Source organism: Streptomyces sp. ST2-7A, assembly GCF_021390475.1.
GTDB lineage: Bacteria > Actinomycetota > Actinomycetes > Streptomycetales > Streptomycetaceae > Streptomyces.
Window position 1 is genome coordinate 97253 of sequence record NZ_JAJUWS010000007.1, and the last position, 23861, is coordinate 121113.

27 protein-coding genes are annotated in these 23861 nt (G+C 73.6%); 13 read left to right on the forward strand and 14 right to left on the reverse strand.

The genetic code is table 11. The features are described from left to right. The first annotated feature begins 23 nt into the window (after positions 1 to 23). Both LZF96_RS06485 and LZF96_RS06490 read left to right on the forward strand, forming a co-directional pair. The gene (locus LZF96_RS06485) at positions 24 to 551 is read left to right on the forward strand and encodes a hypothetical protein (RefSeq protein WP_233866878.1); all 528 of its coding nucleotides are present in this window, start codon (positions 24 to 26) and stop codon (positions 549 to 551) included. Positions 552 to 555: 4 nt separating this feature from the next. After that, the gene (locus LZF96_RS06490) at positions 556 to 1539 is read left to right on the forward strand and encodes an aminotransferase class IV (protein WP_233866880.1); all 984 of its coding nucleotides are present in this window, start codon (positions 556 to 558) and stop codon (positions 1537 to 1539) included. Between the two features lie 555 nt (positions 1540 to 2094). On the opposite strand, the gene LZF96_RS06495 is transcribed toward LZF96_RS06490, so the two are convergent. Both LZF96_RS06495 and LZF96_RS27295 read right to left on the reverse strand, forming a co-directional pair. Next, entirely contained in the window at positions 2095 to 2487 is a 393-nt protein-coding gene (locus LZF96_RS06495; protein WP_233866882.1) for a hypothetical protein, read from the reverse strand. Then, positions 2432 to 2665 (reverse strand): helix-turn-helix domain-containing protein, encoded by a 234-nt coding sequence (locus LZF96_RS27295; RefSeq protein WP_374203124.1) that lies wholly within the window; start codon positions 2663 to 2665, stop codon positions 2432 to 2434. Before LZF96_RS27295 ends, LZF96_RS06495 begins: the two co-directional genes overlap by 56 nt. A gap of 186 nt (positions 2666 to 2851) precedes the next feature. Between LZF96_RS27295 and LZF96_RS06500 the strand changes: the two genes are divergently transcribed. Next, positions 2852 to 4135, forward strand: coding sequence for an acyl-CoA dehydrogenase family protein (locus tag LZF96_RS06500; RefSeq protein ID WP_233866884.1), 1284 nt, complete (start codon positions 2852 to 2854; stop codon positions 4133 to 4135). A gap of 220 nt (positions 4136 to 4355) precedes the next feature. On the opposite strand, the gene LZF96_RS06505 is transcribed toward LZF96_RS06500, so the two are convergent. After that, a complete protein-coding gene (locus LZF96_RS06505) occupies positions 4356 to 5492 on the reverse strand; it encodes an NADH:flavin oxidoreductase (protein WP_233866886.1) in 1137 nt (378 codons plus the stop codon). A 175-nt stretch (positions 5493 to 5667) separates the two neighbouring features. On the opposite strand from LZF96_RS06505, the gene LZF96_RS06510 reads away from it, so the two are divergent. Next, positions 5668 to 6405, forward strand: a complete 738-nt coding sequence (locus LZF96_RS06510) for a TetR/AcrR family transcriptional regulator (RefSeq protein WP_233866888.1) — start codon at positions 5668 to 5670, stop codon at positions 6403 to 6405. A 280-nt stretch (positions 6406 to 6685) separates the two neighbouring features. Then, the gene (locus LZF96_RS06515; RefSeq protein WP_233866891.1) at positions 6686 to 6850 is read left to right on the forward strand and encodes a hypothetical protein; all 165 of its coding nucleotides are present in this window, start codon (positions 6686 to 6688) and stop codon (positions 6848 to 6850) included. 68 nt (positions 6851 to 6918) lie between these two features. On the opposite strand, the gene LZF96_RS06520 is transcribed toward LZF96_RS06515, so the two are convergent. After that, a complete protein-coding gene (locus LZF96_RS06520) occupies positions 6919 to 8151 on the reverse strand; it encodes a trans-acting enoyl reductase family protein (RefSeq protein ID WP_233866894.1) in 1233 nt (410 codons plus the stop codon). Between the two features lie 350 nt (positions 8152 to 8501). Here LZF96_RS06520 and LZF96_RS06525 point away from each other — a divergent pair, with 350 nt between their 5' ends. The 3 genes from LZF96_RS06525 to LZF96_RS06535 all read left to right on the forward strand — a co-directional run bounded on the left by LZF96_RS06525 (position 8502) and on the right by LZF96_RS06535 (position 11384). Next, entirely contained in the window at positions 8502 to 9011 is a 510-nt protein-coding gene (locus LZF96_RS06525) for a DUF5709 domain-containing protein (RefSeq protein WP_233866897.1), read from the forward strand. A 424-nt stretch (positions 9012 to 9435) separates the two neighbouring features. Then, positions 9436 to 10731: an ATP/GTP-binding protein gene (locus LZF96_RS06530; protein ID WP_233866900.1), complete on the forward strand. Its 1296-nt coding sequence runs from the start codon at positions 9436 to 9438 to the stop codon at positions 10729 to 10731. Then, positions 10728 to 11384 (forward strand): RloB family protein, encoded by a 657-nt coding sequence (locus tag LZF96_RS06535; protein WP_233866903.1) that lies wholly within the window; start codon positions 10728 to 10730, stop codon positions 11382 to 11384. The genes LZF96_RS06530 and LZF96_RS06535 overlap by 4 nt, the downstream gene beginning before the upstream one ends. Before the next feature lie 30 nt (positions 11385 to 11414). On the opposite strand, the gene LZF96_RS06540 is transcribed toward LZF96_RS06535, so the two are convergent. After that, a complete protein-coding gene (locus tag LZF96_RS06540) occupies positions 11415 to 11798 on the reverse strand; it encodes a helix-turn-helix domain-containing protein (protein ID WP_233866906.1) in 384 nt (127 codons plus the stop codon). A 138-nt stretch (positions 11799 to 11936) separates the two neighbouring features. Between LZF96_RS06540 and LZF96_RS06545 the strand changes: the two genes are divergently transcribed. Together LZF96_RS06545 and LZF96_RS06550 are read left to right on the forward strand one after the other, a co-directional pair. Beyond that, positions 11937 to 12344, forward strand: coding sequence for a RidA family protein (locus LZF96_RS06545; protein WP_233866910.1), 408 nt, complete (start codon positions 11937 to 11939; stop codon positions 12342 to 12344). Positions 12345 to 12488: 144 nt separating this feature from the next. Then, positions 12489 to 12971: a hypothetical protein gene (locus tag LZF96_RS06550; RefSeq protein WP_233866913.1), complete on the forward strand. Its 483-nt coding sequence runs from the start codon at positions 12489 to 12491 to the stop codon at positions 12969 to 12971. 204 nt (positions 12972 to 13175) lie between these two features. On the opposite strand, the gene LZF96_RS06555 is transcribed toward LZF96_RS06550, so the two are convergent. The 6 genes from LZF96_RS06555 to LZF96_RS06580 form a co-directional block, all read right to left on the reverse strand. Then, on the reverse strand, positions 13176 to 13412 hold the full coding sequence (locus tag LZF96_RS06555; RefSeq protein WP_233866916.1) for a DUF2277 domain-containing protein: 237 nt from the start codon (positions 13410 to 13412) through the stop codon (positions 13176 to 13178). A 309-nt stretch (positions 13413 to 13721) separates the two neighbouring features. After that, complete coding sequence (locus LZF96_RS06560) at positions 13722 to 15269, reverse strand: ATP-dependent DNA ligase (protein WP_233866920.1); 1548 nt, start codon at positions 15267 to 15269, stop codon at positions 13722 to 13724. A gap of 191 nt (positions 15270 to 15460) precedes the next feature. Beyond that, on the reverse strand, positions 15461 to 15820 hold the full coding sequence (locus tag LZF96_RS06565) for an SH3 domain-containing protein (RefSeq protein ID WP_233866923.1): 360 nt from the start codon (positions 15818 to 15820) through the stop codon (positions 15461 to 15463). A 285-nt stretch (positions 15821 to 16105) separates the two neighbouring features. Next, entirely contained in the window at positions 16106 to 16519 is a 414-nt protein-coding gene (locus tag LZF96_RS06570) for a tetratricopeptide repeat protein (protein ID WP_308294156.1), read from the reverse strand. A 69-nt stretch (positions 16520 to 16588) separates the two neighbouring features. After that, the gene (locus LZF96_RS06575; protein ID WP_233866926.1) at positions 16589 to 16744 is read right to left on the reverse strand and encodes a hypothetical protein; all 156 of its coding nucleotides are present in this window, start codon (positions 16742 to 16744) and stop codon (positions 16589 to 16591) included. A gap of 135 nt (positions 16745 to 16879) precedes the next feature. Then, positions 16880 to 17182 carry a hypothetical protein gene (locus tag LZF96_RS06580; RefSeq protein ID WP_233866929.1) on the reverse strand — a complete coding sequence of 101 codons (303 nt, stop codon included), beginning with the start codon at positions 17180 to 17182 and terminating at the stop codon, positions 16880 to 16882. A 683-nt stretch (positions 17183 to 17865) separates the two neighbouring features. Between LZF96_RS06580 and LZF96_RS06585 the strand changes: the two genes are divergently transcribed. From LZF96_RS06585 to crcB, 3 genes are all read left to right on the forward strand, one after another. Further along, positions 17866 to 20322, forward strand: a complete 2457-nt coding sequence (locus LZF96_RS06585) for a germacradienol/geosmin synthase (protein WP_374203132.1) — start codon at positions 17866 to 17868, stop codon at positions 20320 to 20322. 551 nt (positions 20323 to 20873) lie between these two features. Further along, entirely contained in the window at positions 20874 to 21284 is a 411-nt protein-coding gene (locus tag LZF96_RS06590; RefSeq protein WP_233866932.1) for a CrcB family protein, read from the forward strand. Continuing rightward, positions 21284 to 21655, forward strand: coding sequence for a fluoride efflux transporter CrcB (gene crcB / locus LZF96_RS06595; RefSeq protein ID WP_267940565.1), 372 nt, complete (start codon positions 21284 to 21286; stop codon positions 21653 to 21655). Before LZF96_RS06590 ends, crcB begins: the two co-directional genes overlap by 1 nt. A 223-nt stretch (positions 21656 to 21878) precedes the next feature. Here the strand turns inward: crcB and LZF96_RS06600 are convergent, their stop codons facing one another. The 3 genes from LZF96_RS06600 to LZF96_RS06610 are packed head-to-tail and all read right to left on the reverse strand — an operon-like array spanning position 21879 to position 23845. Then, positions 21879 to 22538, reverse strand: a complete 660-nt coding sequence (locus LZF96_RS06600; RefSeq protein WP_233866939.1) for a response regulator transcription factor — start codon at positions 22536 to 22538, stop codon at positions 21879 to 21881. Continuing rightward, positions 22531 to 22917, reverse strand: a complete 387-nt coding sequence (locus tag LZF96_RS06605; RefSeq protein ID WP_374203133.1) for a sensor histidine kinase — start codon at positions 22915 to 22917, stop codon at positions 22531 to 22533. Before LZF96_RS06605 ends, LZF96_RS06600 begins: the two co-directional genes overlap by 8 nt. Next, entirely contained in the window at positions 22859 to 23845 is a 987-nt protein-coding gene (locus LZF96_RS06610) for an ABC transporter ATP-binding protein (RefSeq protein ID WP_308294157.1), read from the reverse strand. The genes LZF96_RS06605 and LZF96_RS06610 overlap by 59 nt, the downstream gene beginning before the upstream one ends. Positions 23846 to 23861 lie beyond the last annotated feature (16 nt).

Here is a 23861-nt window from a genome sequence, read left to right on the forward strand (position 1 = left end):
TCGTCCTGGACGAGCGGCTGCGGATGGTGCCCGCCGACCCGGTGGCGTACCGGGCCGCCCACGCGCGTGCCGAGGCCGCTCTCGCGGAGGCCCGCGCCGGGGGCGGTCCGGTGGGGTTCGCACTGCTGCGGCGGGTGGGTGTCGGGCGGCTGGTGCTGGGTGATCCGGCCGCCGCCCGGGGCCCGCTCGCCGAGGCGGTCCGACGCTCGGACACGCCGCGCCGGCGGGTCGCGGCGCTGGTCAACCTCGCCGACGCCCACCGCTACGACGACCGGGGCCCGGACGGCGGGGACGCCGCCCGGGCCCCGGCGCTGCCGCTGTACCGGCGGGCCCTGCGGTTGGCCCGTCGGGCCTGCCCGGAGCTGGAGCACTTCGTTCTCCAGCACCTGGGCAAGCACCACCTGGAGGCGGGGGAGCCGGAACGGGCCCGGCCGGTGCTCCTGCTCGCGTTGCGAACCCGCCGGGAGATGGGCGACGCGGAGCTGATCGCCTCCACCGGGGCGGCGCTCGCCCGCTGCGGCGGTCCACCGGCCGGTCCCGGGGCAGACTGACGGGATGACGGAGACGCACCGTGTTCCGGGGGTTCCCGACGGGCCGACCCCGCCCGACGTGCCGACCCACTCCGAGGGTCCCGAGGGGGCACCGCCGCCCGACGGGCCGGCGCCGCTGCCACCGCCCGCCCTGTTGGACGGCCGGGCCGTCGAGCCGGAGGAGCTGCGGGCCCTCGCCCTGACCGGCTACGGCCACTTCACCACCCTGCGGGTGGAGGACGGCCGGGTGCGCGGCCTGGACCTGCACTTGGAGCGGCTGACCCGGGACGGGCGCGCGTTGTTCGGCGTGGCGCCCGACCCGGGGCGGGTGCGCGAACTGCTGCGGCGTTCCCTGGGGCTGTTCGCGGCGGCCTCGGCCGAGGAGCCGCCGACGGTCACCGCCCGGGTGACCGTCTTCGACCCGGCCCTGGACATCGTCCGCCCGGAGGCGGCCGACCGGCCCGCCGTCCTGGTCACCCTGCGTCCGGTGCCCGACGGCGGGGCGACGCCCTCGCCGCTGCGGTTGCGCACGGTCCGCTGTGTCCGTGAGCTGCCGGAGATCAAGCACACCGCGCTGCTGGGGGCCCTGCGCCGGCGGCGGGAGGCCCGTCGGGAGGGCTGGGACGACGCGCTGTTCGTCGATGCCGCCGGACTGATCGCGGAGGGCCCCACCTGGAACATCGGGCTGTGCGTGGCCGAATCCGGCCCGGCCGGGGATCGGCCCGGCGCGGCCCGGGTGGTGTGGCCGCGCGCCGCCGCCCTGCCGGGGGTCACGGCGGCGCTGCTGCGGGAGCGGTGCGGCGCGGGTTCCGGGCACGCGCACGTGCCGGTGCGCCGCGACGCGCTGCCGGAGATCGCGGGCGGGACGGTGCGGGCGGCGTTCGTGACCAACGCGACGGTGGGGGTGCGGCCGGTCGCCGCCGTGGACGACCTGGAGTTGGACCCGGCGCACCCGCTGATCACGGAGTTGGCGGAGCGGTACCGGGCCCTGCCCGGCGACCCGCTCTGACGGGCGTCGACCCGGCCCCGGACATCGTCCGCCCGGAGGCGGCCGACCGGCCCGCCGTCCTGGTCACCCCGCGTCCGGTGCCCGACGGCGGGGCGACGCCCTCGCCGCTGCGGTCGCGCACGGTCCGCTGTGTCCGTGAGCTGCCGGAGATCAAGCACACCGCGCTGCCGGGGGCCCTGCGCCGGCGGCGGGAGGCCCGTCGGGAGGGCCCGAACGGTCCGCCGTCGACGCCGGGGCCGGTGTTCCGGGGGCGAGGCTCCCCGGGGTGCTCGGGTCGGGTGCCGGGCTCTCGTGGCGGGCGATGGCCGGCCGGTGGGAGGCCGTCGACGCCGGACACGGCGCTCCGGCGGGGGCCCGGCGGGTCCGGGCGGCGTGACCCCGCCCGGGAGGGGAGACCGTCGGTGTCCGCACGCAGTCGGGAAGGCCGGCCCCCGCTTCGGCGTCCGACCGGCGGCGGGGGCCGACGCGGTCCCGTCACGTCGGTCGATGCCGCCCCGGCCGTGTGCGTGGCTCGTCCGACCCGCTTCTCGGGGCCCCGGGCCGGGGGCGGATGGCTCAGCGGCGTCCGGGCGGGGTCCACACCTCGCCGCCGAGCACCTGCCGCATCCCGATCCACACCATGTTCATCATCCGCAGCGCGGTGTCCTCGGCGGAGCGGCGCGGGTGGCGTTCCATCCAGTCGGTGAGGGAGTCGGCGGCACCGACCAGGGCGTGGGCCACGAACTCGGCGTCCTCGCCGCCGAGTCGGGTGGCGGGGGCGCCCGGTTCGCCGACCAGGGCGATGCCGTCGCGCACCAGGCGCGCCACCTCGGTCATGATCGACGCGCGGGAGCGGGTGACCTCCACGGCCACGGCCCCGCCGAGGTCGAGGGTGTCGCCGGTGTGCGCGGCCTCACGGAGGGCGGCGACCAGGCGTTCGGACTCGCGTCGGACGCAGGCGACGAACACCGCTTCCTTGGAACCCGGATAGACGTAGAACCATGGGCTTGCTGATGCCGGCGCGTTCGCAGATGTCGTCCACGGCGGCGGCGTGGTAGCCGCCTCGGGAGAACACCCCGACCGCCGCGTCGACGATCTGCCCCTCGCGCACCGCGCGCGGGAGACGGCACCCGGGTTTCCCCGTCACCCTTGCACCCTATCCGGAGGGCATTTAGTGTGATCCGCCGGTCAACCTACCGGTCGGTCGAACAAGCGCGGTCGGTCGAACAAGCGGCCCCGGCCGGCCCCGGCGCCGATCCCGGTTCCGGCACGTCCACCCGGTCGTCGCGCCGGGGCCGCGCCCCCACCGGCCCCGGCGCGAAGGATCCCCGGCATGAGCGGTTTCGGTCTCGACCTCGACGACGACCAGCGCACCCTGCGCGACTGGGTGCGCGGCTTCGCCGAGGACGTCGTCCGCCCGGCCGCCGCAGAGTGGGACGAGCGCGAGGAAACGCCCTGGCCGGTCATCCGGGAGGCCGCCCGCATCGGCCTCTACGGCTTTGAGTCCCTCGCCTCGATGCACGCCGACCCCACCGGTCTCTCCCTCCAACTCGTCAACGAGGAACTGTTCCGGGGTGACGCCGGAATCGGCATGTCCCTCTTCGGCACCTCCCTCGCCGTCGCCGGGATCTTCTCCGCCGGCACCCCCGACCAGCTCGGCGAGTGGATCCCGCAGTGCTTCGGGGACGCCGCGGACCCGGCCGTCGCCGCGTTCTGCGTCTCCGAACCGGAGGCCGGCTCCGACGTCTCCGCCCTGCGCACCCGCGCCCGGTGGGACGAGGCGCGGGACGAGTGGGTCCTCGACGGACAGAAGGCGTGGATCACCAACGGCGGCATCGCCCGGGTGCACGTCGTCGTCGCCTCAGTGGACCCGGACCTCGGCGCCCGGGGGCAGGCCGCCTTCGTCGTTCCGCCCGGCACACCGGGCCTGGCCGGCGGGCCGAGGATCAAGAAGCTCGGGCTGCGCGCCTCGCACACCGCCGACGTCTTCCTCGACGGTGTCCGTGTCCCCGGCTCCTGTCTGCTCGGCGGGAAGGAGAAGCTGGACGCCCGTCTGGCCCGGGCCCGCGAGCGCCTGCGCTCCGGCGGGGCGACGGGCGGGAACGGCGCCGGGAACGGCGAGAGGAACGGCGAGGGGAAGGCCGCCGGCTCCCGGCGCCAGGACGCCATGGCCACCTTCGAACTCAGTCGCCCCACCGTCGCCGCCCAAGCCCTCGGCATCGCCCGCGCCGCCCACGAGTACGCCCTGGAATACGCCGACGGCCGGATCGCCTTCGGCCGGCCGATCATCGAGAACCAGTCCATCGCCTTCGCCCTGGCCGACCTGCGCACCGAGATCGACGCCGTGCGGTTGCTGATCTGGCGGGCCGCCTGGATGGGTGCCACCGGCAAGCCCTTCGACGCCGCCCAGGGCTCGATGTCCAAGCTGCGCGCCGGTGAACTGGCGGTCGCCGCGACCGAGAAGGCGATCCAGGTCCTCGGCGGCGCCGGCTACAGCCGTGAGCACCCGGTGGAGCGGATGTACCGGGACGCCAAGATTTATACGATCTTCGAGGGGACGAGCGAGATCCAGCGGCTGGTCATCGCCCGCGCCATCACCGGTCGCCACATCCGCTGACCGCCGTCCCGGAGCCGGGGCGGTGCCCGGTGCCCGGTGCGAGGAGCTCCGGTGCGGCGGTGTGGGGGGTCGGTCGCCCCCGGGTCCGGCCGTGCACGTGCTTCGCCGTGCGGATGGTCGCCGCTGCGGGCTCCGCCGTGCCGAGGTCCGGGCGAGGGCTCCCGCCGTGGCCGGGCCCCTCACCCGCCGGGGCCCGGCCCGGGAGACCGGGCGGGAGGACTCAGGTGAGCCGACCGAAGTCCTCCCGGGTGAAGGTGACCACCTCGCCGGCGCGGCCGGTGCGGATCTTCTCCGTCCACTCCGGGTCGGTGAGCAGGGCCCGGCCGACGGCGATCAGGTCGAACTCGTCCCCGCCGAGGCGCTCGAGGAGCTGATCGAGGCCGGTGGGGTGGGCCTCCCCGCCGGTGAAGGAGGCGGTGAACACCTCGTCCAGGCCCACCGAGCCCACCGAGATGACGGGCAGTCCGGTCAACTTCTTCACCCACCCGGCCAGGTTGAGAGGGGAACCGTCGAACTCGGGCAACCAGTAGCGGCGGGTGGAGGCGTGGATGGCGTCCACGCCCGCCTCGACCAGCGGGGTGAGGACGGATTCCAGTTCCGCCGGGGATTGCGCGATCCGGGCCGTGTAGTCGCTGCCCTTCCACTGCGAGATCCGCAGCACGACCGGGAAGTCGGGCGAGGTGGCCTCGCGGACGGCGGCGATGATCTCGGCGGCCAGCCGGGTGCGGGCCACGGGGTCGCCGCCGTAGGCGTCGGTGCGGCGGTTGGTGCCCTCCCACAGGAAGCTGTCGATGAGGTACCCGTGCGCGCCGTGCAGTTCCACCCCGTCGAAGCCCAACCGCTGTGCCGTCGCGGCGCCTTCGGCGAAGGCGGTGATCACGGCCCCGATGTCGCGGGCGGTGGGCACCGGACCGGCCGCGCCGATCGGGGTGCCGTCGGGGCCCAGGCCGGAGGGGGTGAACACGGGGGCGTCGGGGAAGGGCGGCGCGCCCGGCTTGCGGACCGGGCCGACGTGCCACAGCTGGGGCATGATCCGGCCGCCGGCGGCGTGCACCGCCTCCACGACGCCCTTCCATCCCAGGAGCGCCTCCTCGCCGTGGAAGCGCGGCACGTTCGCGTACTCGCCCGCGCTCGGATGGTCGACGTAGGTGCCCTCGGTGACGATCAGTCCGACACCGCCGGCGGCCCGGCGCGCGTAGTACGCGGCGACATCCGGCCCGGGCACCCCGTCGGGGGAGAACCGCCGGGTCATGGGGGCCATGACCACGCGGTTGGGCAGATCGAGGGTGCCGAGGGAGAAGGGGCGGAAGAGGGGGGCGACGGCCGGATCGGTCGGGGTCCGGGTGGATGTGGTCACGACGGTGTCCTCGGGTCGGTCGAGGGTCCCGGTGGGGGCCGGGGCCGAAGGGGCCGGTGCGGCGCGGCCGGGGTGCGGGCCGACGCTTCCGGTATGCGGAGCAAGTGTTCCGGTTGACCGTAACACAAGCGGAGCGAGTGCTCCGTTCCGCTCCGCGAACCGGTAGGCTGGGCCCGTGAACCCCGCCGTTCCACCTCCCGTCGATCCGCCCGCCGCCCGCCCCGGGGCCGCCGGACGCGTCCGGCGCGCGGACGCGGAACGCAACCGCCGCGCGATCATCGAGGCCGCCGACGCCGTCCTCGCCGAGCAGGGCGGCGCCGTCGACGTCCGCGAGATCGCCCGCCGCAGCGGCGTCGGCATGGGCACCCTCTACCGCCACTTCCCCACCAAGGACGACCTCCTCCACACCGTGCTGGAAGGGCAGTTCGCGAGCTGGGCCGGCGCCGCGAGCCGCGCCGCCGGCACCACCGGCGACCCCCGCCGCGCCCTCCGCGAGTTCTTCGAGAACGCCCTGGAGGACCGGGCCCGACACCGGGCCGTCGTCGAGCACTGCGGCACCGCCTGGACCGGTCCGGCGCCCGACTGCGTCGGCCTGCTCACCCCTGTCATCGACGACCTGCGCGGTCGCGCGCTGGCGGCCGGTGTCCTGCGTCCCGACGTCACCACCGAGGACCTCTCGCTCCTGCTCGCCTCGCTGGGACAGGTCGTGCAGATGACCGCCGGGACCTGTCCCGGCATGTGGCGGCGCCACCTGCGGATCTGCCTGGACGGTCTCGACCCCGCGCACACCGAACCGCTCCCGGCCGCCGGGTCCCGCCCCGTTTCCGACCCGGACGGGACCGGGAGTGTGGCCGGGGGCGGGGAGGTCCCCCGGGTCGACGCACCCGGGCCCGGGGTCGGTGCCGGGGGGTGAGGCCGGGGAACCGGGGGCGGGAGCCGACCGGTTCCCCGCGTTCGTGTCCCGTCCGACGGGTTGCCGTCCCCGGGGTGCCGTCCCCGGGGTGCCGTCGCCCGGTTCCCCTTCACCACCGCGAACCGGATACCGGCCGTTGGCCCGCCCTCGGGTGGTCGCGCCTGCCCCGCCCGGAGCCCGCGCCGTCGCCGGTCGCCGCTCCCCCCGCACCGGCCCGGGCGGTTGCGGGAAGCACACCCCGGGAAGTCTCCGCTACATCCCTTGATCGAACGGAGAACCGATGACCCCTCCCACTCGCACACGCCGCGACCTGACCCGTATCGCCCGCCTGATCGGCCACGACGGTGGAAACACCCGCCGGTCGGCCGCCGACACCGAGCGGCTGCGGGACGCCCGGCGACGGGCCCGACTGGAGATGAGGGCCCGGGGCCACCGGGCCGGATGAGCCGACCGGGACGGACGTGACGGGCGCCCGGGAGCGACGGGCGCGAGGCGTGCGCGGACGTGACGTGATCAGTCCGCCGGGCCCTCCTCCACCACCGCGAACCGGATGCCGGCCGCCGTCAGGCGGTCGATCAGCGCCCCGCCCATCGCCGCCGCCGTGGTGACCTGCCCGGAGGACTTCGGCAGCCCCTCGTCCAAGGCCAGGCACATCGCCGCCTCGGCCAGCATCTTCGAGGTCTCGTCGTAGCCCGGCTCCCGGCCCGCCACCTCCGTGACCACCCGTCGGCCGCCGCCCTCGCCGACGAACCGGACCCGGAACCAGCCCCGCGCGCGTTGCTCGGGGGAGGGCCCCTCGCCCGGGGTGGTCCGTGTGAGTAGCCACTCCCGGGTGATCCGGGGACCGGAGAGCGCCGCCAGGCCCGCCGCCGCGCCGGCCAGCCCCACGGCCTTCGGCAGGCGCTTCACGGCCAGGTGGTGGGCATAGGAGAAGTCCGGCCCGTACCGCTCCAGGGCGCGGGCCGAGCGCAGCACGACCTGCGGGTCGACCGTCGGCATCGGCAGCGCCCAGCCGTCGGCCGCCTCCGGGCCGCCGCGCCGCAACCGGCGCGGTCGGGGGCGTTCCCCGCGCACCCGCCGGTCGGCCGGTCCCTCCCCGGCCGGCCGGTGCTCCTCGACCCTGCGCCGCTCCGCCGCCCCGGCCGCCGCCGTGGCGCGCCGGCCCAGCATCCCCACCGCCGAGTGGACGGTGCCCGCCGACGGGGCGAAGGACACGGCGAGGTACCCCCGCACCCGCAGCGGCACCCCCGTCGGCAGACGGTTGACGGTGAACAGCACGCCCAGGTCGTGCGGGATGGAGTCGAAGCCGCAGCAGTGCACCAGGCGGGCGCCGGTGCTCATCGCCCGCTCGTGATGGCGCAGGAAGGAGCGGTCCACGAACTCCGGCTCACCGGTCAGGTCCAGGTAGTCCGTGCCGGCCTCGGCGCAGGCGGCGACCGGCCCGTCCCCGTACCGCAGATAGGGGCCCACGGTGGTCACCAGGACCCGGGTGGACCGGGCCAGGGTCCGCAGCGAGACGGGATCGCCGGTGTCGGCGGTGAGCAGCGGCAGGTCGGCCAGGCGGGCGTCGATGCCGGTCAGTCGCTCGCGGACGGTCTCCAGCTTCTCCCGGTTCCGGCCCGCGAGGGCCCAGCGCAGGTCGGCGGGGGCGTGCCGGGCCAGGTACTCGGCGGTCAGGCCGCCGGTGAAGCCGGTGGCACCGAGGAGGACGACATCATGGCGGCGGGCTTCCGATATGTCCGTCATCCCATCACCCTAGGGGCGTCCGCCGGTCGGGGCCCTCGCGACACGACCCCTCCACGGGGGTCGGATGGCCGGATCGGAGCGCCGGGTTTCCGGGGGAGTCCGCGCCCATCGGCCCTTCCCGGCGCGCCTTCCGCCGGGTCACCGGACGGCCGCGTCACCGGACCGCCGGGTCACCGGACTGCCGGGTCACTGCGGCTCGACCCCCCGGCCGGCCCCGGCCGGCTCCCCGACGATCCGGCCCGACCGGGGACGTCGGGGTCCCCGGACGGCGCTGCCCCGGGTTTCCCGGCCGTACCCCCGGGCACCCGACCCACCGGTACGCAGTCCGCACGAGCACAGGGAGGACCCCCATGGCCGCAGACGCCGCGGACGCCGCGGAGGGAATGGGCGACGAGGTCTACCAGCCGACGGGCTCCGACACCGGGGACAACCCCGACGACCTCGACCTGCAGAACGAACTGGGTGGCCGGGACGGCCGGGGCATGGACGAGATGCTCGACGAGGGGTACTCGCCGCCGGAGAAGCCGCTGGGCGTCACCAAGCACGGCACCACCGCCCGCGAGCAGCGCGAGGGGGAGACCCTGGACGAGCGGCTTCGCGAGGAGGAGCCGGATGTCGGTGAGCAGATCCCGCTCGGCGACGGCATCGGCGACCAGCCGGGCATGGAGGGCGAGCCGATCGACGAGGACGAGGTCGGTGACGACCGCGCCGGTCGACTGACCGAGCCGATCACCGGCGAGGCGGTGGCGGGCGTGGACGTCGGTATCGACGGCGGCGCCGCCGGGGCCGAGGAGGCGGCGATGCACATCATCGACGACAACCCCGACGAGATGGACCCGCCCACCGGCGGCCGACGCTGACCACGGGACGCGAACCGGCCCCCGTCCCCGCCCGGTGAACGCCGGGGACGGGGGCCGACGCGTGCCCCGGCGACGGTTCGGGCCTCCGGGGGTGATTCCAGGCGTCCCGGGTCGCCTTGGAGGTGGAGGCGTCGCGGAAGACCGACTTTCCGGACACCGGTGAGCGGGTGTGGCTCACCGCGAGCGGCGAACTGTCCGTCCGCCGGGACTCGGACGGGGACCCCGGGGACGACTGATGACGTCGAGTGTGGGACGTGGTGGATGGGCTGTCTCCCGACGGGGGGACACCCGGGTCGCCAACTGTCGCTCCTGGGTTCTCGATCGAGTGACAATCACGTCCTGCGCTTGTGTTTGGGGGACTCTCAGGGCAAGTTTTGACCTGAGGAGCGCTGAGAGGCCCGGTATCCCCACATCAGGAGGCGTCATGCTGTTGCGCTTCACGGTCGCCAACTTCGCCTCGTTCAGGGATGAAGCGGAACTGACGCTCATCGCCGAGAAGCGTCACGAGGATCTGGCGGTCCGAGCGGTTCCCCGTTCGCGGCAGTGGGCTCTGCCGGTGGCCGGCGTCTTCGGCCCGAACGCCGCCGGCAAGAGCAACCTCAGCCACGCGCTCGCCTTCGTCAGGGGAGCGGTCCTCAACTCTCATCAGCGTTGGCGCCCCCGGGCCGAGATCGCCAGGCGCCCGTTTCTGTTGGACCCCGAAACGGTGAAGCAACCAAGTCGATTCGCCGTCGAATTCGTGGCGGGTGGCATTCGTTACGACTTCGGTTTCGTGTGTGACTCCAAGGAGTTTCTCGAGGAGTGGCTGTACTCCTATCCAGAGGGGCGTCCACGGAAGGTTTACGAGCGTCGGGCGGGTTCCCCCATCGTCTTCGGCCCGACCCTTCACGGTCAGAAGGTCCAGCTGGAACGAATGCTCCGACCGAACAGCTTGTTTCTCTCTGCCGCCGCGGCGAACAACCACGAACAGTTGCTTCCGGTTTTCGACTGGTTCGCCGATGATCTGCGAATCGCTTGGGAGCATAATTTTGAAGGGCGTCTGCGGGAAACCCGGCATTACCTGGAGGCACGTGAGTCGAAGGCGGTTCTGGCTCTGTTGAAGTACGCGGATCTGGGAGTGGAAAACGTCTCGTTCTCCGATGTCAAACTCTTGCCGGAGCAAGCTGCCAGGATCGCGGAGTTGATTCGGCACTTGGACTCCGACGCGGATGGCGTGTCACCGGACGGGATCTCCGCCGGAATGGAGGTCGAACTGTCCCATGTGGTCGGTGGTCGCGAGTTCAAATTGCCGCTGGAACTGGAATCCAGTGGAACGCGAACATGGTTGGGTATCGTCGGACCGATTGTTTCCACCCTCATGGGTGGATGTGTTCTGGTGATCGACGAATTGGACGCGCGACTGCATCATCATCTGTCGGCACAGTTCATCAGACTGTTCCAGGACCCCCGCACGAATCCGAACGGCGCGCAGCTGCTGTTCAACACGCACGATGCCGGTCTGCTCGGCCCCGAGGCCGTGGCGACCCTCCGTCGTGACCAGGTGTGGTTCAGCGAGAAGGTCGACGGCGCCACCTCGTTGTACCCGTTGATGGACTACAAGGTGCGTTCCGTCGAGAACATGGAGAAACGATATCTCGGTGGCAGGTACGGCGGGCTTCCGTTCTTCGATGAAGAACTTCTCGAAATCGTGGCATCAGAGGTGAGGGCGGCGGGGGCGTGAGCCGACACGGCAGGTCACTGCGGCGGAAACCAGCGGGGAAATCCGCGAGTAGAAGAGTTCTCGTTTGTTTCGAGGGGGATGTCACGGAACGTCTCTATGTCAACGGACTCAGGAAAATACTGCGCAGGCACCCGGTGTACATCGAGCAGGGAAGCGCCAATGGTGAGCCGTTGAAACTGGTGCGTGGCGCCATCGCCCGGATGAAAGAAGTTCGCTCCGGCGACGCGTACGACGATGTGTGGTGTCTGTTCGATGTTGAGACGCCACCGCACGGAAGTCTGGATGCGGCACTTTCTCTCGCCGCAAAAAACAATATCAATTGCGCGGTGTCCAATCCCTGCTTCGAGTTGTGGTTGCTTCTGCACGTGACCTCGTGCAACCGCTACATGACAACGAGCGACATGATCGAATGTGCCACGAGAGAGCTTCCCTCCTACTCTGGAAAGAGCTTCGCCTTCGAAGACTTCGAAGGGTTTATCGAGGTGGCATCGATCCGGTCCATGGAGCTCGAGAAGAGGTATGGCGCGCACGAAAAGGTGCAGCGAAAAAACCCTTCCACGTCCGTGTGGAAATTTATTCGGGTGCTGGAAGAACATGGGGGGTTCGATTTCGCTTCCCGCTCGTCCTCATCGCCGGGGCCCACGATGGGATGACCTTCCCGCCCGGCACGGTCGTCCGGCCCCTCAGGGCTCGAAGCGGGTGCGGGAGGCCTCGATGTGGGCGAGGTGACGGTGGGTCCAGTCGCACATGCCGTCGACCGTGGCCCGCAGGGCCCGGCCCGGTTCGGTGAGGGTGTACTCGACGCGCGGCGGGACGGTGGGGTGCACGCACCGCTCGACCAGACCGTTGCGCTCCAACATGCGCAGGTTCTGGGCGAGCATCTTGTGACTGATGCCCTCCACCTCCCGGCGCAGCTCACCGAAGCGCAGGGTGTCCTCCCCGAGGGCCTCGATGATCAGCAGCGCCCACTTGTTGGCGATGTCGGAGAAGATCTCCCGCGCCAGGGAGTCCGCGCGTCGCAGATCCGCCTGTTCGCCGGCCGAGCCCGTGACCTGCTTGCTCACCATGAGGTTCCCTGGTTACCGAAAAGTGCGTTCTTCCACGTCAACGCTCACTCTCCTACGGTTCCCCGGTAACCACAAGAGAGCGAGTGGGGCCGAGTCGTGCGACAACCGACCCGGCCCCGGAACGAGGAGGTGGGCGGCATGGCCGTCACGCTGGTCAACCCCGAGGGGTTGCCGAAGATCGACGTGTACCACCAGGTGTCGATCGCCACCGGTTCGAGGCTGGTCTTCGTCGCCGGGCAGGTCGGGTGGGACGCGGAAGGCGTCACGGTCGGGGAAGGGGATCTCGCCGCCCAGGTGGAGCGGTGCTACCTCAACGTCGCGACCGCGCTCGCCGAGGTCGGCGGTTCCTTCGCGGACGTGGCGAAGCTGAACGTGCACGTCGTCGACTGGACCCCCGACAGGATGCCCGCGCTCCTGGAGGGGATCTCCCGGGCCTCCGAGAAGCTGGGACCCACCGCGACACCGCCCGCCACCCTGCTCGGGGTCGCGGCCCTGGACGTGCCCGAGCACCTGGTCGAGGTCGAGGCCGTGGCCGTTCTGGACTGACTTCGAGGCCGTCCGGCTCGGCGCACGAGCGTGTCTCCCGGAGGTCATCGACGCGGAGGGTCATCCGAAACAGGCTGGAAGCGGGTCCCGGCCGGTCTTCATCGGCTTCTAGACTGCGGATGCCCCGTCGAAAGGAAACAGGACATGAGACCCGAGCGGTTCCGGGACTTCGCGTTGGAGATCTACGGCCGGGCACCCGGGATCACAGCGGCCGAAAGTTGGTCCGAGGGAACCAATCGCCCCTTCGGCGTCGAGATCACCCTGGCGAACGGTGCCCGCCTTCGGCACGCGATCACTGCCCAAGCCGCCGAAGGTGATCGTTACGACGAGCCGGAAAAGCCCGTGGAGAAGGATCCGCCCGCCGAGGTTCCTGTTCCGGAGCTCGGGACCGGACGAGGCATCGCCCTTGTTGACATCGAGCGGTATCTCGCGGCCGTGCTCAACAATTCCGGAAGTCCGGAGATCGAGCGGACCTACTCCTACCGGGGTCGCGAGCAACCCTCCACAACCACTGGCGTCGGAGTGGTCTTCCACAGCGGGGCACGGATCTTCGCACCCTTTGTCCATGTCATGCGAGCCGGCGAGCGTACGCCGGGCCGCCCCTACGACCTTCCCCCGGAGGTATGACCGTGGCGTCTTTCGGAAGGCTCGACCCGGCCGTGTGCCGGGGGTATTGCCCCGAGTGCGGGGCATATGTGGGTGCGGAACCGGGTGAGACGGTGCCCCATCACCAGCCGGTCAACAGCGACGACCGGGGGGCCTGTCCCGGCAGCGGGATGACAGCCACCTGACAACGACCCCCGCCCCGGGCGGACCATCGGGGCCGGACGCTCAGGAGGCGCCCGGCCCCGACGGGCGGCCGGAGCCGCGTATCTCCAGCCCTTCCAACAGCCGTCCGGTCGCCGCCTCCACCGCGGCCACCGCCTCGTCGAAGACCGCGCGGTTGTGGGCGGCGGGCGCCCTGAACCCGGAGACCTTCCGGACGTACTGGAGCGCCGCCGCGTGGATGTCCTCGTCCGTCACAACGGGCATCGCGGGAGCGCGAAGGGTTTTGATGCTGCGGCACATGTCCCCAGTGTGGACCCCGCCACCGACAATCGGTCTTCGGCCGGGATCCGGGGGGATACGGGCGGGAAGGGACGGGCGCTCCCACGCGGGACCCGCACGCCATCGGCACGGCACGGCCCCGGCGGGGTGGGGGCATGGGCAGGCGCGGGGTGCGCGGGACCCGTGACGGTTCGCGTCGTACCGGCACGACGTCTCGGTCGTGTCCGAGCCGTCGCCGCGTCGAGCCGCGCCGCTCCCGGACGGGCCGGGGGCCGGGGGTCGGGGTCCGCGGGGGACCCCCCGTCGGGAGCCCTCCACTCCCACCGCCCCTCAGCGCAGCAGGGCGAGCACGTCGGCCACCGTGTCGGCGTCCGCCGGCCGTTTGTCCTCCCGGTAGCGGATCAGCCGCGCGAAGCGCAGCGTCACCCCCTCCGGGTACCGGGAGGAGCGCTGCACCCCGTCGAAGGCGATCTCCACCACCAGTTCCGGGCGGACCGGCACCGTGTAGTCGTTGCCCGGATCGGTCTCGTCCGGAGGCAAGGCCAGTTCCCGCAGGCGTTCGGTCTGCCAGGCCAGGGTCTCGTCCGTCATGCCCTTGAAGGTCTTGCCGAGCATCGCGAACCCGCCGTCCGGGCGGCGGGCGCCCAGGTGCAGGTTGGACAGGAAACCGGTGCGCCGCCCGCTGCCCCACTCGGCGGCCAGCACCACCAGATCGAGGGTGTGCACCGGTTTGACCTTCACCCGGGCCGCGCCCCGCCGCCCGGCGCTGTACCCGGCGTCCAGGGATTTGAGCAGCACCCCCTCGTGGCCGTGCTCGATGACCTGCTCGGTGAACTCCTCTGCGGCTCTCCGCTGTTCGGGGTCGGCGGGGTCGGTGACCACCAGGCGTCGCACCCGGTGTTCGGCGGGCAGCAGCCGGGCCAGTTCGGCGTGTCGCTCGGCGGTGGGGCGGTCCAGCAGTTCGCGGTCGTCCACGCTCAGCAGGTCGAAGAAGACCGCCCGTACCGGCAGGGTGTTCTCCGCGCCCGCCGCGCGGGTGGCGACCCGGCCGGAGACCTCCTGGAACGGCCGCGGGCGGCCGTCCGGGCCGGGTGCGATGACCTCGCCGTCCAGCACGGCCCGCTCCACCGCCAGGTCGTGTCCGGCGGCCACCACCTCCGGCAGCCGGTCGGTGATCTCCTCCAGCGTCCGGGTCCAGAGCCGGACCCGCCCGCCGTCGCGGTGGAGTTGGATCCGGATGCCGTCCAGCTTCTCCTCCACCGCGCACGGGCCCAGCCGGTCCAGCGCCTCGGCCACGCCGCCGGCGCTCCGCGCGAGCATCGGCTGGATCGGTCGGCCGACCTCCAGCCGGAATTCCGCGAGGGCCCCGGCGCCGCCGGCCAGTACGGCGGAGGCCACGGTGCCGAGCGAACCGCCGAGCATGACGGCGCGGCGCAGCTCGGCGGGGTCGGTGTCGGTGGCGGCGGCCAGACCCTCGACGGCGAGCGCGTCCAGGGCGCCCTGCCGCAGTTCACCGCCGACCAGACGTACCAGGAAGTCCTGTTCGGCGTCGGTGGCCTGCTCCAGCAGGGCGGTCCAGTGGCGATGGCGCTCGGCGGTCGCGCCCTTGCCGGAGACGCCGGCGATGGCGGTCAGCGCGGTGTCCACCTCGCGGACGGTGAGTCGGGGCGCGTCGGCGGGTTCGGGGCGTTCGGTGAGCGAGCGCCACCCCGGGCCGGTGCGGCGCTGGGGCAGTCGGCCGGCGAGGTGGGTGATCACGAGGGGCGCGTCCGCCGGTTCGGCGGCCCGGAACAGCCGGGCGAGCGCGGCGGTCTTCTCCGTGCGGGAGGAGGTGGCGGCGACCTCCCGGGAGGTGCGGGCGAGATCGGCGAGCAGCATCCCCCCATCGTCACCCCCCCCGGCTCTCGTGTCGCACGGGGGCGCACGGGGGCGCACGAGGCGGACGCGCGCCGGGGGCGCGCCGGGGGCGCGGACGGGGCGCGTCGCGCGTCCGCCCCGGCGCCGGTCGTCGGACCGGTCGTCGGGGCGGTCGCGCTCGGCCGGGTGCGCTCAGCGGGGCAGACGGGACGTCAGCACCACGGGACGGGGTTGTTGTTGCGCACGTAGCGGGCGGTGACCCAGCCGGTGCGGCCCTCGACCTTGTACCAGATGTGGTTGCCGTCCACGTTCTCGCCGTAGACCTTGCAGCGCAGGGCGATGGTGGCGCCGTAGGGGTAGGTGTCCAGGACCCGGGAGCGGGTGTTGGGCTCGGAGCGGACGTTCACGCCGGTGCGTGCGACCACGGTGCCGGTCGCCTGCTTGGCGTGCGCGACCGAGTCGGCGGGAACGGCGGCGCGCTGCTCGCCGGCGAGGGCGGGGGAGGCACCCAGCAGACCCAGGGCCAGCGCCCCGGCGGCCACCGCGACGGTGGTCTTGACGTTCTTGAACACGACCTGCCTCTTCCTCGAGGGGACGGGTCGGCGACCCCGGTGCGGGACCGCCGGTACCGTCACGGTCCGTCGCGGGGGTCGGGTGCCACGGGTGGCGGGGCGGCCCGGTCACCTGCCCGGGCCGGCCGCCCCACCCGTCCGGAGGAGCGCACGCCCGCCGGACGGGTGACCGCCCGACGGGCGCGGATGGAATCGTCGTTTCTTCCGGTCATCCGCTCACGTGTCGATGTGCTCCCGACCCGGGGTCGGGGCCGGCCGAACCCCCGGGCCGCGGACCCCGGCTCCTCAGGCCGCGTCGTCCCCGTGGTCCGGGGCGCCGTCCACCCGGGTCGGACCGCTCGTCAACCGGTGTCCCGGAGCGTCGATCGGCTCGCCCCGCAGCGCGGCCGACAGCCGCAGGTGGCGGCGGGCCTCGTCGGGTCGGTTCTGCCGTTCCAGGGCGCGCCCCAGCATCAGGTGCGCGTAGGCGTCCGTCGGGTCCCGTTCCACGATGAAGCGCAGCTCCGTCTCCGCCCGACCCAGCCGGGCGGAGTGGTAGTAGGCGCGGGCCAGCAACAGCCGGGCCGCCAGGTTGTCGGGCTCCGCCTCGACCACCAGGCTCTGCCGACGGGCCGCCTCGCCGTAGTCGCGGATCTCGAAGAAGAGCTTGGCCAGACGGTACTCCTCCGCCGGGTCCACGGTGCCGCCGTTCCCGTCCACGCGCCGCTCTCCTCTCCGTCGTCCGCCGGGGACCTTTTCGTCCTTCCCCCAACGGCTCCGGGCGACGCGCTATTCCACCGGACGCACCGAGACGGAGACCCCGGTCACCCGGTCCCGCAACTCCAGTCGGGCTCCGCGGATGACGGTCTCCCTCTCGTCGGAGCCCTTCCGGTTCCCGTCGGGGGACAGCCATCTGCCCACGTCCTCGGGCAGCGCCCCCTCCATCCCGGCGGCGGTCGCGCAGTCGCCGAGGAAGGCATTGGGCAGGGGAACCGGGTAGGCGGGCAGGTCCAGCGCCTGACAGCGGAACCTCGACGGCCAACCCTCCGCGTCGGTCCGGGCGAGGACCCGGTACTTCGCCTAGGAGGCTTCCTCCCCGGCGGCGCCCCCTTCCGGTACGTGGTCGGCAGGGTCGTATCCCACCGTGGCCGAGCCCTCCCGCACCAGGTGCTCCGAGCCGTCGTCCCCGGCCGGCTCACCCTCGCGCTCCCACTCGATGCCGTGGATCGCGCTCATCATGGTCGCCCACGCCTCGATGTCCCCGTCGGGCAGGCGGGGCGGGGAGACGGCGTTCCCGTCCCCCGAGGAGCAGGAGGCGGCGCCGAGTAGCAGGACCACCCCGGACGCGGCGGTCCCCAACACGGCCATGGTGGTCTGTCGCACGGTGTCCCCCCGCGGTCGGCTCGTCGGAGCCTCTCCCATCCGATCACTCCCGGCCACGGGACAACCACCGTTGTGACATGCCTGTGACGCACATCCCGGTGTCCCCGCCCCGCGTGGTCCCCGGCGCGTGCCGATCCCGGCGCGGCTCGACCGTGCGCCGGGGCGGGGCGGGGCGGTCGCGATGTGACGCGGCGCGGGGGTTCCTCGTCACGGACGGTGTCATCCGCCGGCCCGACCCATCGCGGCACCCGGATGGTTGAGCACGTCGGGGCGAACGCCGGGCGGGCCCGGGACGGGTGCGGCACCGGGCCGAAATGGGTGGCGTTCATATGACCTTTTTGGGTGCCGGATGGTGGTTCGCGGTGCCGGGTAGTGCTGGGCTGTCCGGGTGAGGGGCGACACGGGATCGACCCCGTGCCGCCCCTCACCCGGCCCCACCGTTCCGGCCCGTCGACGACCCCGGAACGCCGCACCAGAAAGGCCGCCCACCGGTGACGCACCTGCCGCCCGCCCCCCGCCCGGACGCCGAAGCGGACCGTCCGCACCCGGGGCGCATCCCGGAAGCACCATCCGACCCCCCGCGCGCCGCGCTCCGGGGACCCGCCGCCGGGACGCCCGCCGCCGGGTCCGCCCTCCCGGACGGGACCGCCCGGGACACCTCCGGAAGCGAACAGCCCTTCGAGCTGCCGGACTTCTACCTCTCCTACCCCGCCCGCCTCAACCCCCACCTGGAGGAGGCCCGCCAGCACACCCGCGAGTGGGCCCGGGAGATGGGAATGGTGGAGGGCTCCGGCATCTGGGACACCGCCGACCTGGAGGCCCACGACTACGCCCTGCTCTGCGCCTACACCCACCCCGACTGCTCGGCCGAGGTGTTGTCGCTGGTCACCGACTGGTACGTGTGGGTGTTCTTCTTCGACGACCACTTCCTGGAGACCTTCAAGCGCACCCGTGACCGCTCCGCCGGCAAGGCGTACCTGGAGCGGCTGCCGCGCTTCATGCCGCTCGACCCGGCCGACGGCTTCCCCGAGCCCACCAACCCCGTCGAGGCCGGCCTGGCCGACCTGTGGGCCCGCACCGTCCCCGCCATGTCCCCGGCCTGGCGCCGCCGGTTCGTCGAGAGCACCGAGAACCTGCTCAACGAGTCGCTGTGGGAACTGGCCAACATCGACGCCGGCCGGATCTCCAACCCGCTGGAGTACATCGAGATGCGCCGCAAGGTCGGCGGCGCGCCCTGGTCGGCGGGGCTGGTGGAGTTCGCCGCCGGGGCGGAGGTCCCCGAGGCGGTCGCCGACACCCGCCCGCTGCGCGTGCTGCGCGACGCCTTCTCCGACGCCGTCCACCTGCGCAACGATCTCTTCTCCTACGAGCGGGAGGTGCGCGACGAGGGCGAGTTGAGCAACGGCGTGTTGGTCATGGAGACCTTCCTGAAGTGCTCCACGAAGGAGGCCGCCGAGGCCGTCAACGACCTGCTGACCTCCCGGGTGCAGCAGTTCGAACACACCGCGCTGACCGAGCTGGCCCCGCTCTTCGTCGGGCACGGGCTGGACCCCGCGCAGTGCGCCGCCGTCCTCGCCTATGCCAAGGGCCTGCAGGACTGGCAGGCCGGCGGCCACGAATGGCACCTGCGCTCCAGCCGGTACATGAACAACGGCGGGGCCGCCGCCGCGACCCGGGGCGCCGGGGCCGCCGGTCCGGGCGGCGCCGTCGCCGAACCCTGGTTGCGACCCGCCGGGCTCGGCACCTCCGCCGCCGACCTCGCCGGTACCCTGCGCACCGTGCTCGGCAGCGCCGTCGCCGGGACGCGCGGACTGCGCCGGCACGGACACGTGCCGCACCCCGTGGGCCCCTCGGTGATCCCGGATCTCCGGATGCCGTTCACCGTCCGGCTCAGCCCGCACCTTCCGGCGGCCCGCCGCGAGGTCGTGGAGTGGGGCGAGCGGATGGGGATGCTGCGCGCCCAACCCGGCGTCCCCGGCTCGAACGTCTGGAGCCGCGCCAAGCTCGCCGGCTACGACTTCCCGCTGTGCGCCGCCGGCATCCATCCCGACGCCGCGCCCGAGCAGCTCGACATCACCTCGGCCTGGCTGACCTGGGGGACGTACGGCGACGACTACTACCCCGTCGTCTTCGGCCGGACCCGCGACCTGGCCGGTGCGCGGGCGTGCACGGACCGGCTGAAGCTGTTCACCCCCATCGAGGACCCCTCGGCGACGCCCGCGCCCACCAACGCCCTGGAGCGCGGCCTCGCCGACCTGTGGCGGCGCACCGCCGGGCCGATGACGATCGATGCGCGCCGGGCGTTCCGCGCGACCTTCCGCGACATGGTCGACAGCTGGCTGTGGGAGCTGGACAACCAGGCGGCCCACCGGGTGCCCGACCCGGTGGACTACATCGAGATGCGCCGCACGACCTTCGGGTCGGACTTCACGATGAGCCTGTGCCGCCTCGGTCACGGACAGCGCATCCCCGAGGCGATCTACCGCAGCGGGCCGATGCGCTCGCTGGAGAACTCCGCCGCCGACTGGGCCTGCCTGCTCAACGACGTCTTCTCGTACCAGAAGGAGGTCGAGTACGAGGGCGAGGTGCACAACGCGGTGCTCGTCGCACAGAACTTCTTCGGATGCGACCATCCGACGGCGCTGGGGATGACGCATGCCCTGATGGAGTCCCGCCTGGAGCAGTTCCAACTCGTGGCCGAGAACGAACTGCCGGTGCTGTACGACGACTTCGATCTGGACGACGAGGCCCGCGCGATCCTCGACGCCTACGTCACCGACCTGGAGCACTGGCTCTCCGGCATTCTGCTCTGGCACCGCGAGTGCCGCCGGTACAAGGAGGCGGAGCTGATCGAGGACGCCGCCGAACCACCGGGGTCGGAGGGCGCGGGGGAGTCGGGGCTCCTGTTCGGACCGCCGGCCCTCCCGGCGTTCGCCCTCCCGGCACCGCCGGCGTTCGTTCCGGCCTCCCGGCCGTCGCCCGACGGGGCAGGCGACGACACCCCGGCCGACGAGCGGGCGGCGGCCCGGGGGGAGGCGGACGAACCCGACGCAGGCCCGGAGCCGGCCCTGCCGAGGATTCCGCTCTTCCCGCTCGGCCTCGGCACCTCCGCCGGCCGCGTCCCCACACCCCCCGCCTGACGGGGACGTTCCGTCGGCCCCCGGCCCCCGGCCCCCGGCCACGCGGCCCCCGGCCACGCGGTCCCCGGTCCCGCCGTTCCGGCTCCGCCCCGGGTCGGGACGGCGGGACCGTCGTCGTTCCCGGCCCGGCCGATGACCGCGTGGCCGGTGGGCCCCGGGCGGGTGAGCCGGGCCCCGCCGGCCACGGCCGCGCGGAGTAACCTGGCGGCGTGGTGCCGGGCGGCCGGGGACGGTCGCCGGGGCCGCGCGGCGGTGGGGCCCGCCGCCCCGAACCGCCGCCCACCGGCCGGCCGACGGTCCCTGTTCGCGGAAGTCCGACAGACCGTCGCCGTGTCCGGGAACCGGCCCACCCGCCGGGGCGCCCGGGGGAGGGAACAGGGAACGACCCCGTGCGATCCATCGAACCCGGTCGGCCGGGTGAGCCCGGGCCTCCCGAGGAGCCCACCGCCGTGCCCGCCGGTCGGGCCGAACCCCCGGACTCCGACCCGGGCGCCGCCACGGGGCCGGGTGCGACCCGCCGGAGTCCCCGCCCCGGGCCCCGGCTTCCCCTCGTGCTCGCGGCCGTCGCCGCCGGGGGCGCGCTCGGTGCCCTCGCCCGGTACGGCGTCTCCCTCTCGTGGCCGACCCCCGACGAGGCGTTCCCCTCCGCCCTGCTCACCGTCAACATCCTCGGCAGCGCGCTGCTCGGCGTCCTGGCGGTGACGGTCACCGACCGCGCCGCGCACCCGCTGCTGCGCCCGTTCCTCGGCACCGGCCTGCTCGGTGGGTTCACGACCTTCTCCGTGCACGCCGTGGACATCGAGCGGCTGATCGCCGGCGGCCGCGCGGCGATCGGCCTCGGCTACGCGGCGGCCAACCTGGTCGGCGCGCTGCTCGCGGTGTGGGCCGCCGCCGTACTCACCCGGCGTGCGTCGAACCGTCCGCACCCCGCCGGCGGGACCGAGGGCAGGGGCGCGTCGTGATGTGGTGGTGGGTCGCCCTCGGCGGTGCGCTGGGCGCCTGTCTGCGGTACCTGATCGACACGGGGGTACAAGCCCGGTTCGGCTCGAGGTTCCCCCTTGGCACGCTGACCGTCAACCTGCTGGGAAGCCTCGCCCTCGGGGTGCTGACCGGCGCGGTTCTCGCCGACGCGGCGGGCGAGACGCTCGCCCTCGCGCTGGGTACGGGGCTGTGCGGGGCGCTCACCACCTACTCCACCTTCTCGTGGGAGACGCTGCGGTTGTGGGAGACGGGCGCCCGGGGTCCGGCGGTGCTCAACGCGGTGGGGAGCGTCGTCGCGGCGGTCGGCGCGGTGGCCCTCGGCCTGGCCGTCGGCTCCGCCCTGTGGGGGTGAGGGCGGGGCCGCACCACCCCTCCCCGCCGGAGCCCGGGGGCGCCCCCGGGCTCCGGCGGGTGGGCGACGCCCGGGCGCGTACACGTCCCCCGGCTCCGGAATCGGGCCCGGCCGGCACCGTTCGGCTCCCGATGCCGGCACCGTCCCGGCTCCGGTCCTCCGTCCTCGGCCCGGGCTTCGGTCCCGGTTCCCGGCCTGCCCGCTCCCGCCACCGCTCCCGGCCTCACCGCTCCCGGGGCGGCCCGCCGGTCGCCCCGCCGAGCAGGCCGCGCTCGTAGGCGACCGCCACCGCGGCGGCCCGGTCCTTGACCCCCAACTTCTCGTAGACGTGCACCAGATGCGTCTTGACGGTCGCCTCGCTGACGAAGAGTTCGCGGGCCACCTCCCGGTTGGGCCGCCCCAGCGAGACCAGCCGCAGCACCTCCGTCTCCCGGGCGGTCAACTCCCCGGTGCGGGAGGACCGGGCCCGGGAGGCGAGGCGGCCGGCGACCGCCGGTGAGAGCACCGACCTCCCCTCCGCCGCGGCGCGGATCGCGGCGAAGAGGTCCTCGCGCGGGGCGTCCTTCAACAGGTAGCCGGTGGCGCCGGCGTCCAGGGCGGCGGTGATCTCCCGGTCGGTGTCGTAGGTGGTGAGCACCAGCACCCGGGCCGTCGAGCCGGAGTCCCGCAGTCGGGCGGTGGCCTCGACCCCGCCCATGCCGGGCATCCGCAGGTCCATCAGCACCACGTCGGGGGCGAGTCCGGCGGCCAGCGCGAGTGCCCGGGTGCTGGCCGCCGCCTCCCCGACCACCTCGAACCCGTGGACCGCCTCGCACATGCCGCGCAGCCCGTCGCGAACCACCGGGTGGTCGTCGACCAGCAGCAGCCGCACCCGCTCAGGCATCGCGCACCGCCGGAACCTTCAGGCAGACGGCGGTCCCCGCCCCGGGGCCGGACTCCACCACGACCTCCCCGGCGACCCGGGCGGCGCGCTGTCTCATGCCGGGCAGGCCGAGGCCGCCCGTCCCGTTCGGAGCGGGTACACCGTTCGGTGAGGCTTCGAAGCCGGTTCCGTCGTCGCGCACGTCCAGGGTGAGCACCTCGCCCATGTAGGAGAGGGTGACGCCGACCCGGGAGGCCCCGGCGTGCTTGTCCACGTTGGTCAGCGCCTCCTGCGCCACCCGCAGGACGGTGGCCTCGACGTCCCGGTGCAGCGGCTCCGGCTCACCGTATCGCGTGGCGACCGCCCCCGCGGCCGGGGCCCAGGCGATGAGCACGACCACGTCGCGGACGGCCGGCCAATCCCCCGCCCCGGCGGCGTCCAGGGCCAGGAAGGCGTCGTCCAGGGTCGCGTCCACGACGCGCAGCCCACCGGGCCGTACACCCCCGCGCCGACAGCAGGGACAGCACCTCGATGACGGCCTCGTCGGTCAGGTTGAGCTCGAGCCGGCCGTCCCCCCGCGTGCGGACGCGGTCCACGCCCTCGATCGCGGCCAACTCCCCGGTGTCCGTACCGGCGGGGGCGGAGAAGGACATCACGGTGGGGATCCGGGTGTGCCCGATCAACCCCGCCGGGGTGTCGAGCGCGATGATCCGGCCCCGATCGAACAGGGCCAGCCGGTCACACAGGTGTTGCGCCTCCTCCATGGAGTGGGTGACCAGGAGGACGGTGGTGCCGTCCGCCCGGGCCTCCTCGATCACCTCCCACACCGCCCGCCGGGAGCGCGGGTCGAGCCCGGTGCTCAGCTCGTCGAGCAGCGCGATCCGGGGTCGTCCGATGAGAGCCAACGCGATGGCCGGCCGCTGCTGCTGGCCGCCCGACAGCTTGCCGTAGCGGGTGTCGAGTTTCGGACCCAGCGCCAACTGTTCGGCGAGCGCGACGCCGTTGGCGGGGTTGTCGTGGAACGAGGCGTACAGGGCCAGGGCCTCGCGCACCGTGAGCTTGGCCTGGAGTTCGGCCTGTTGGAGCTGGACGCCGACGATCCGGTTCAGCCGGTCCCGGTCGCGCCCCGGGGTCAGACCGGCCACCCGCAGGGTCCCGGCGTCCGGGTCGCGCAGCCGGGCCACGCACTCGACGGTGGTGGTCTTGCCCGAACCGTTGGGGCCCGGGATGCCGAGGATCTCCCCCTCGTCCACGTCGAGGTCGATGTCGTCGACCGCCACCGTGGTTCCGTAGGTCTTGCGCGGTCCGCGCGCTTCGATGCTGGGCATGGTGTCAGCCTGGCGT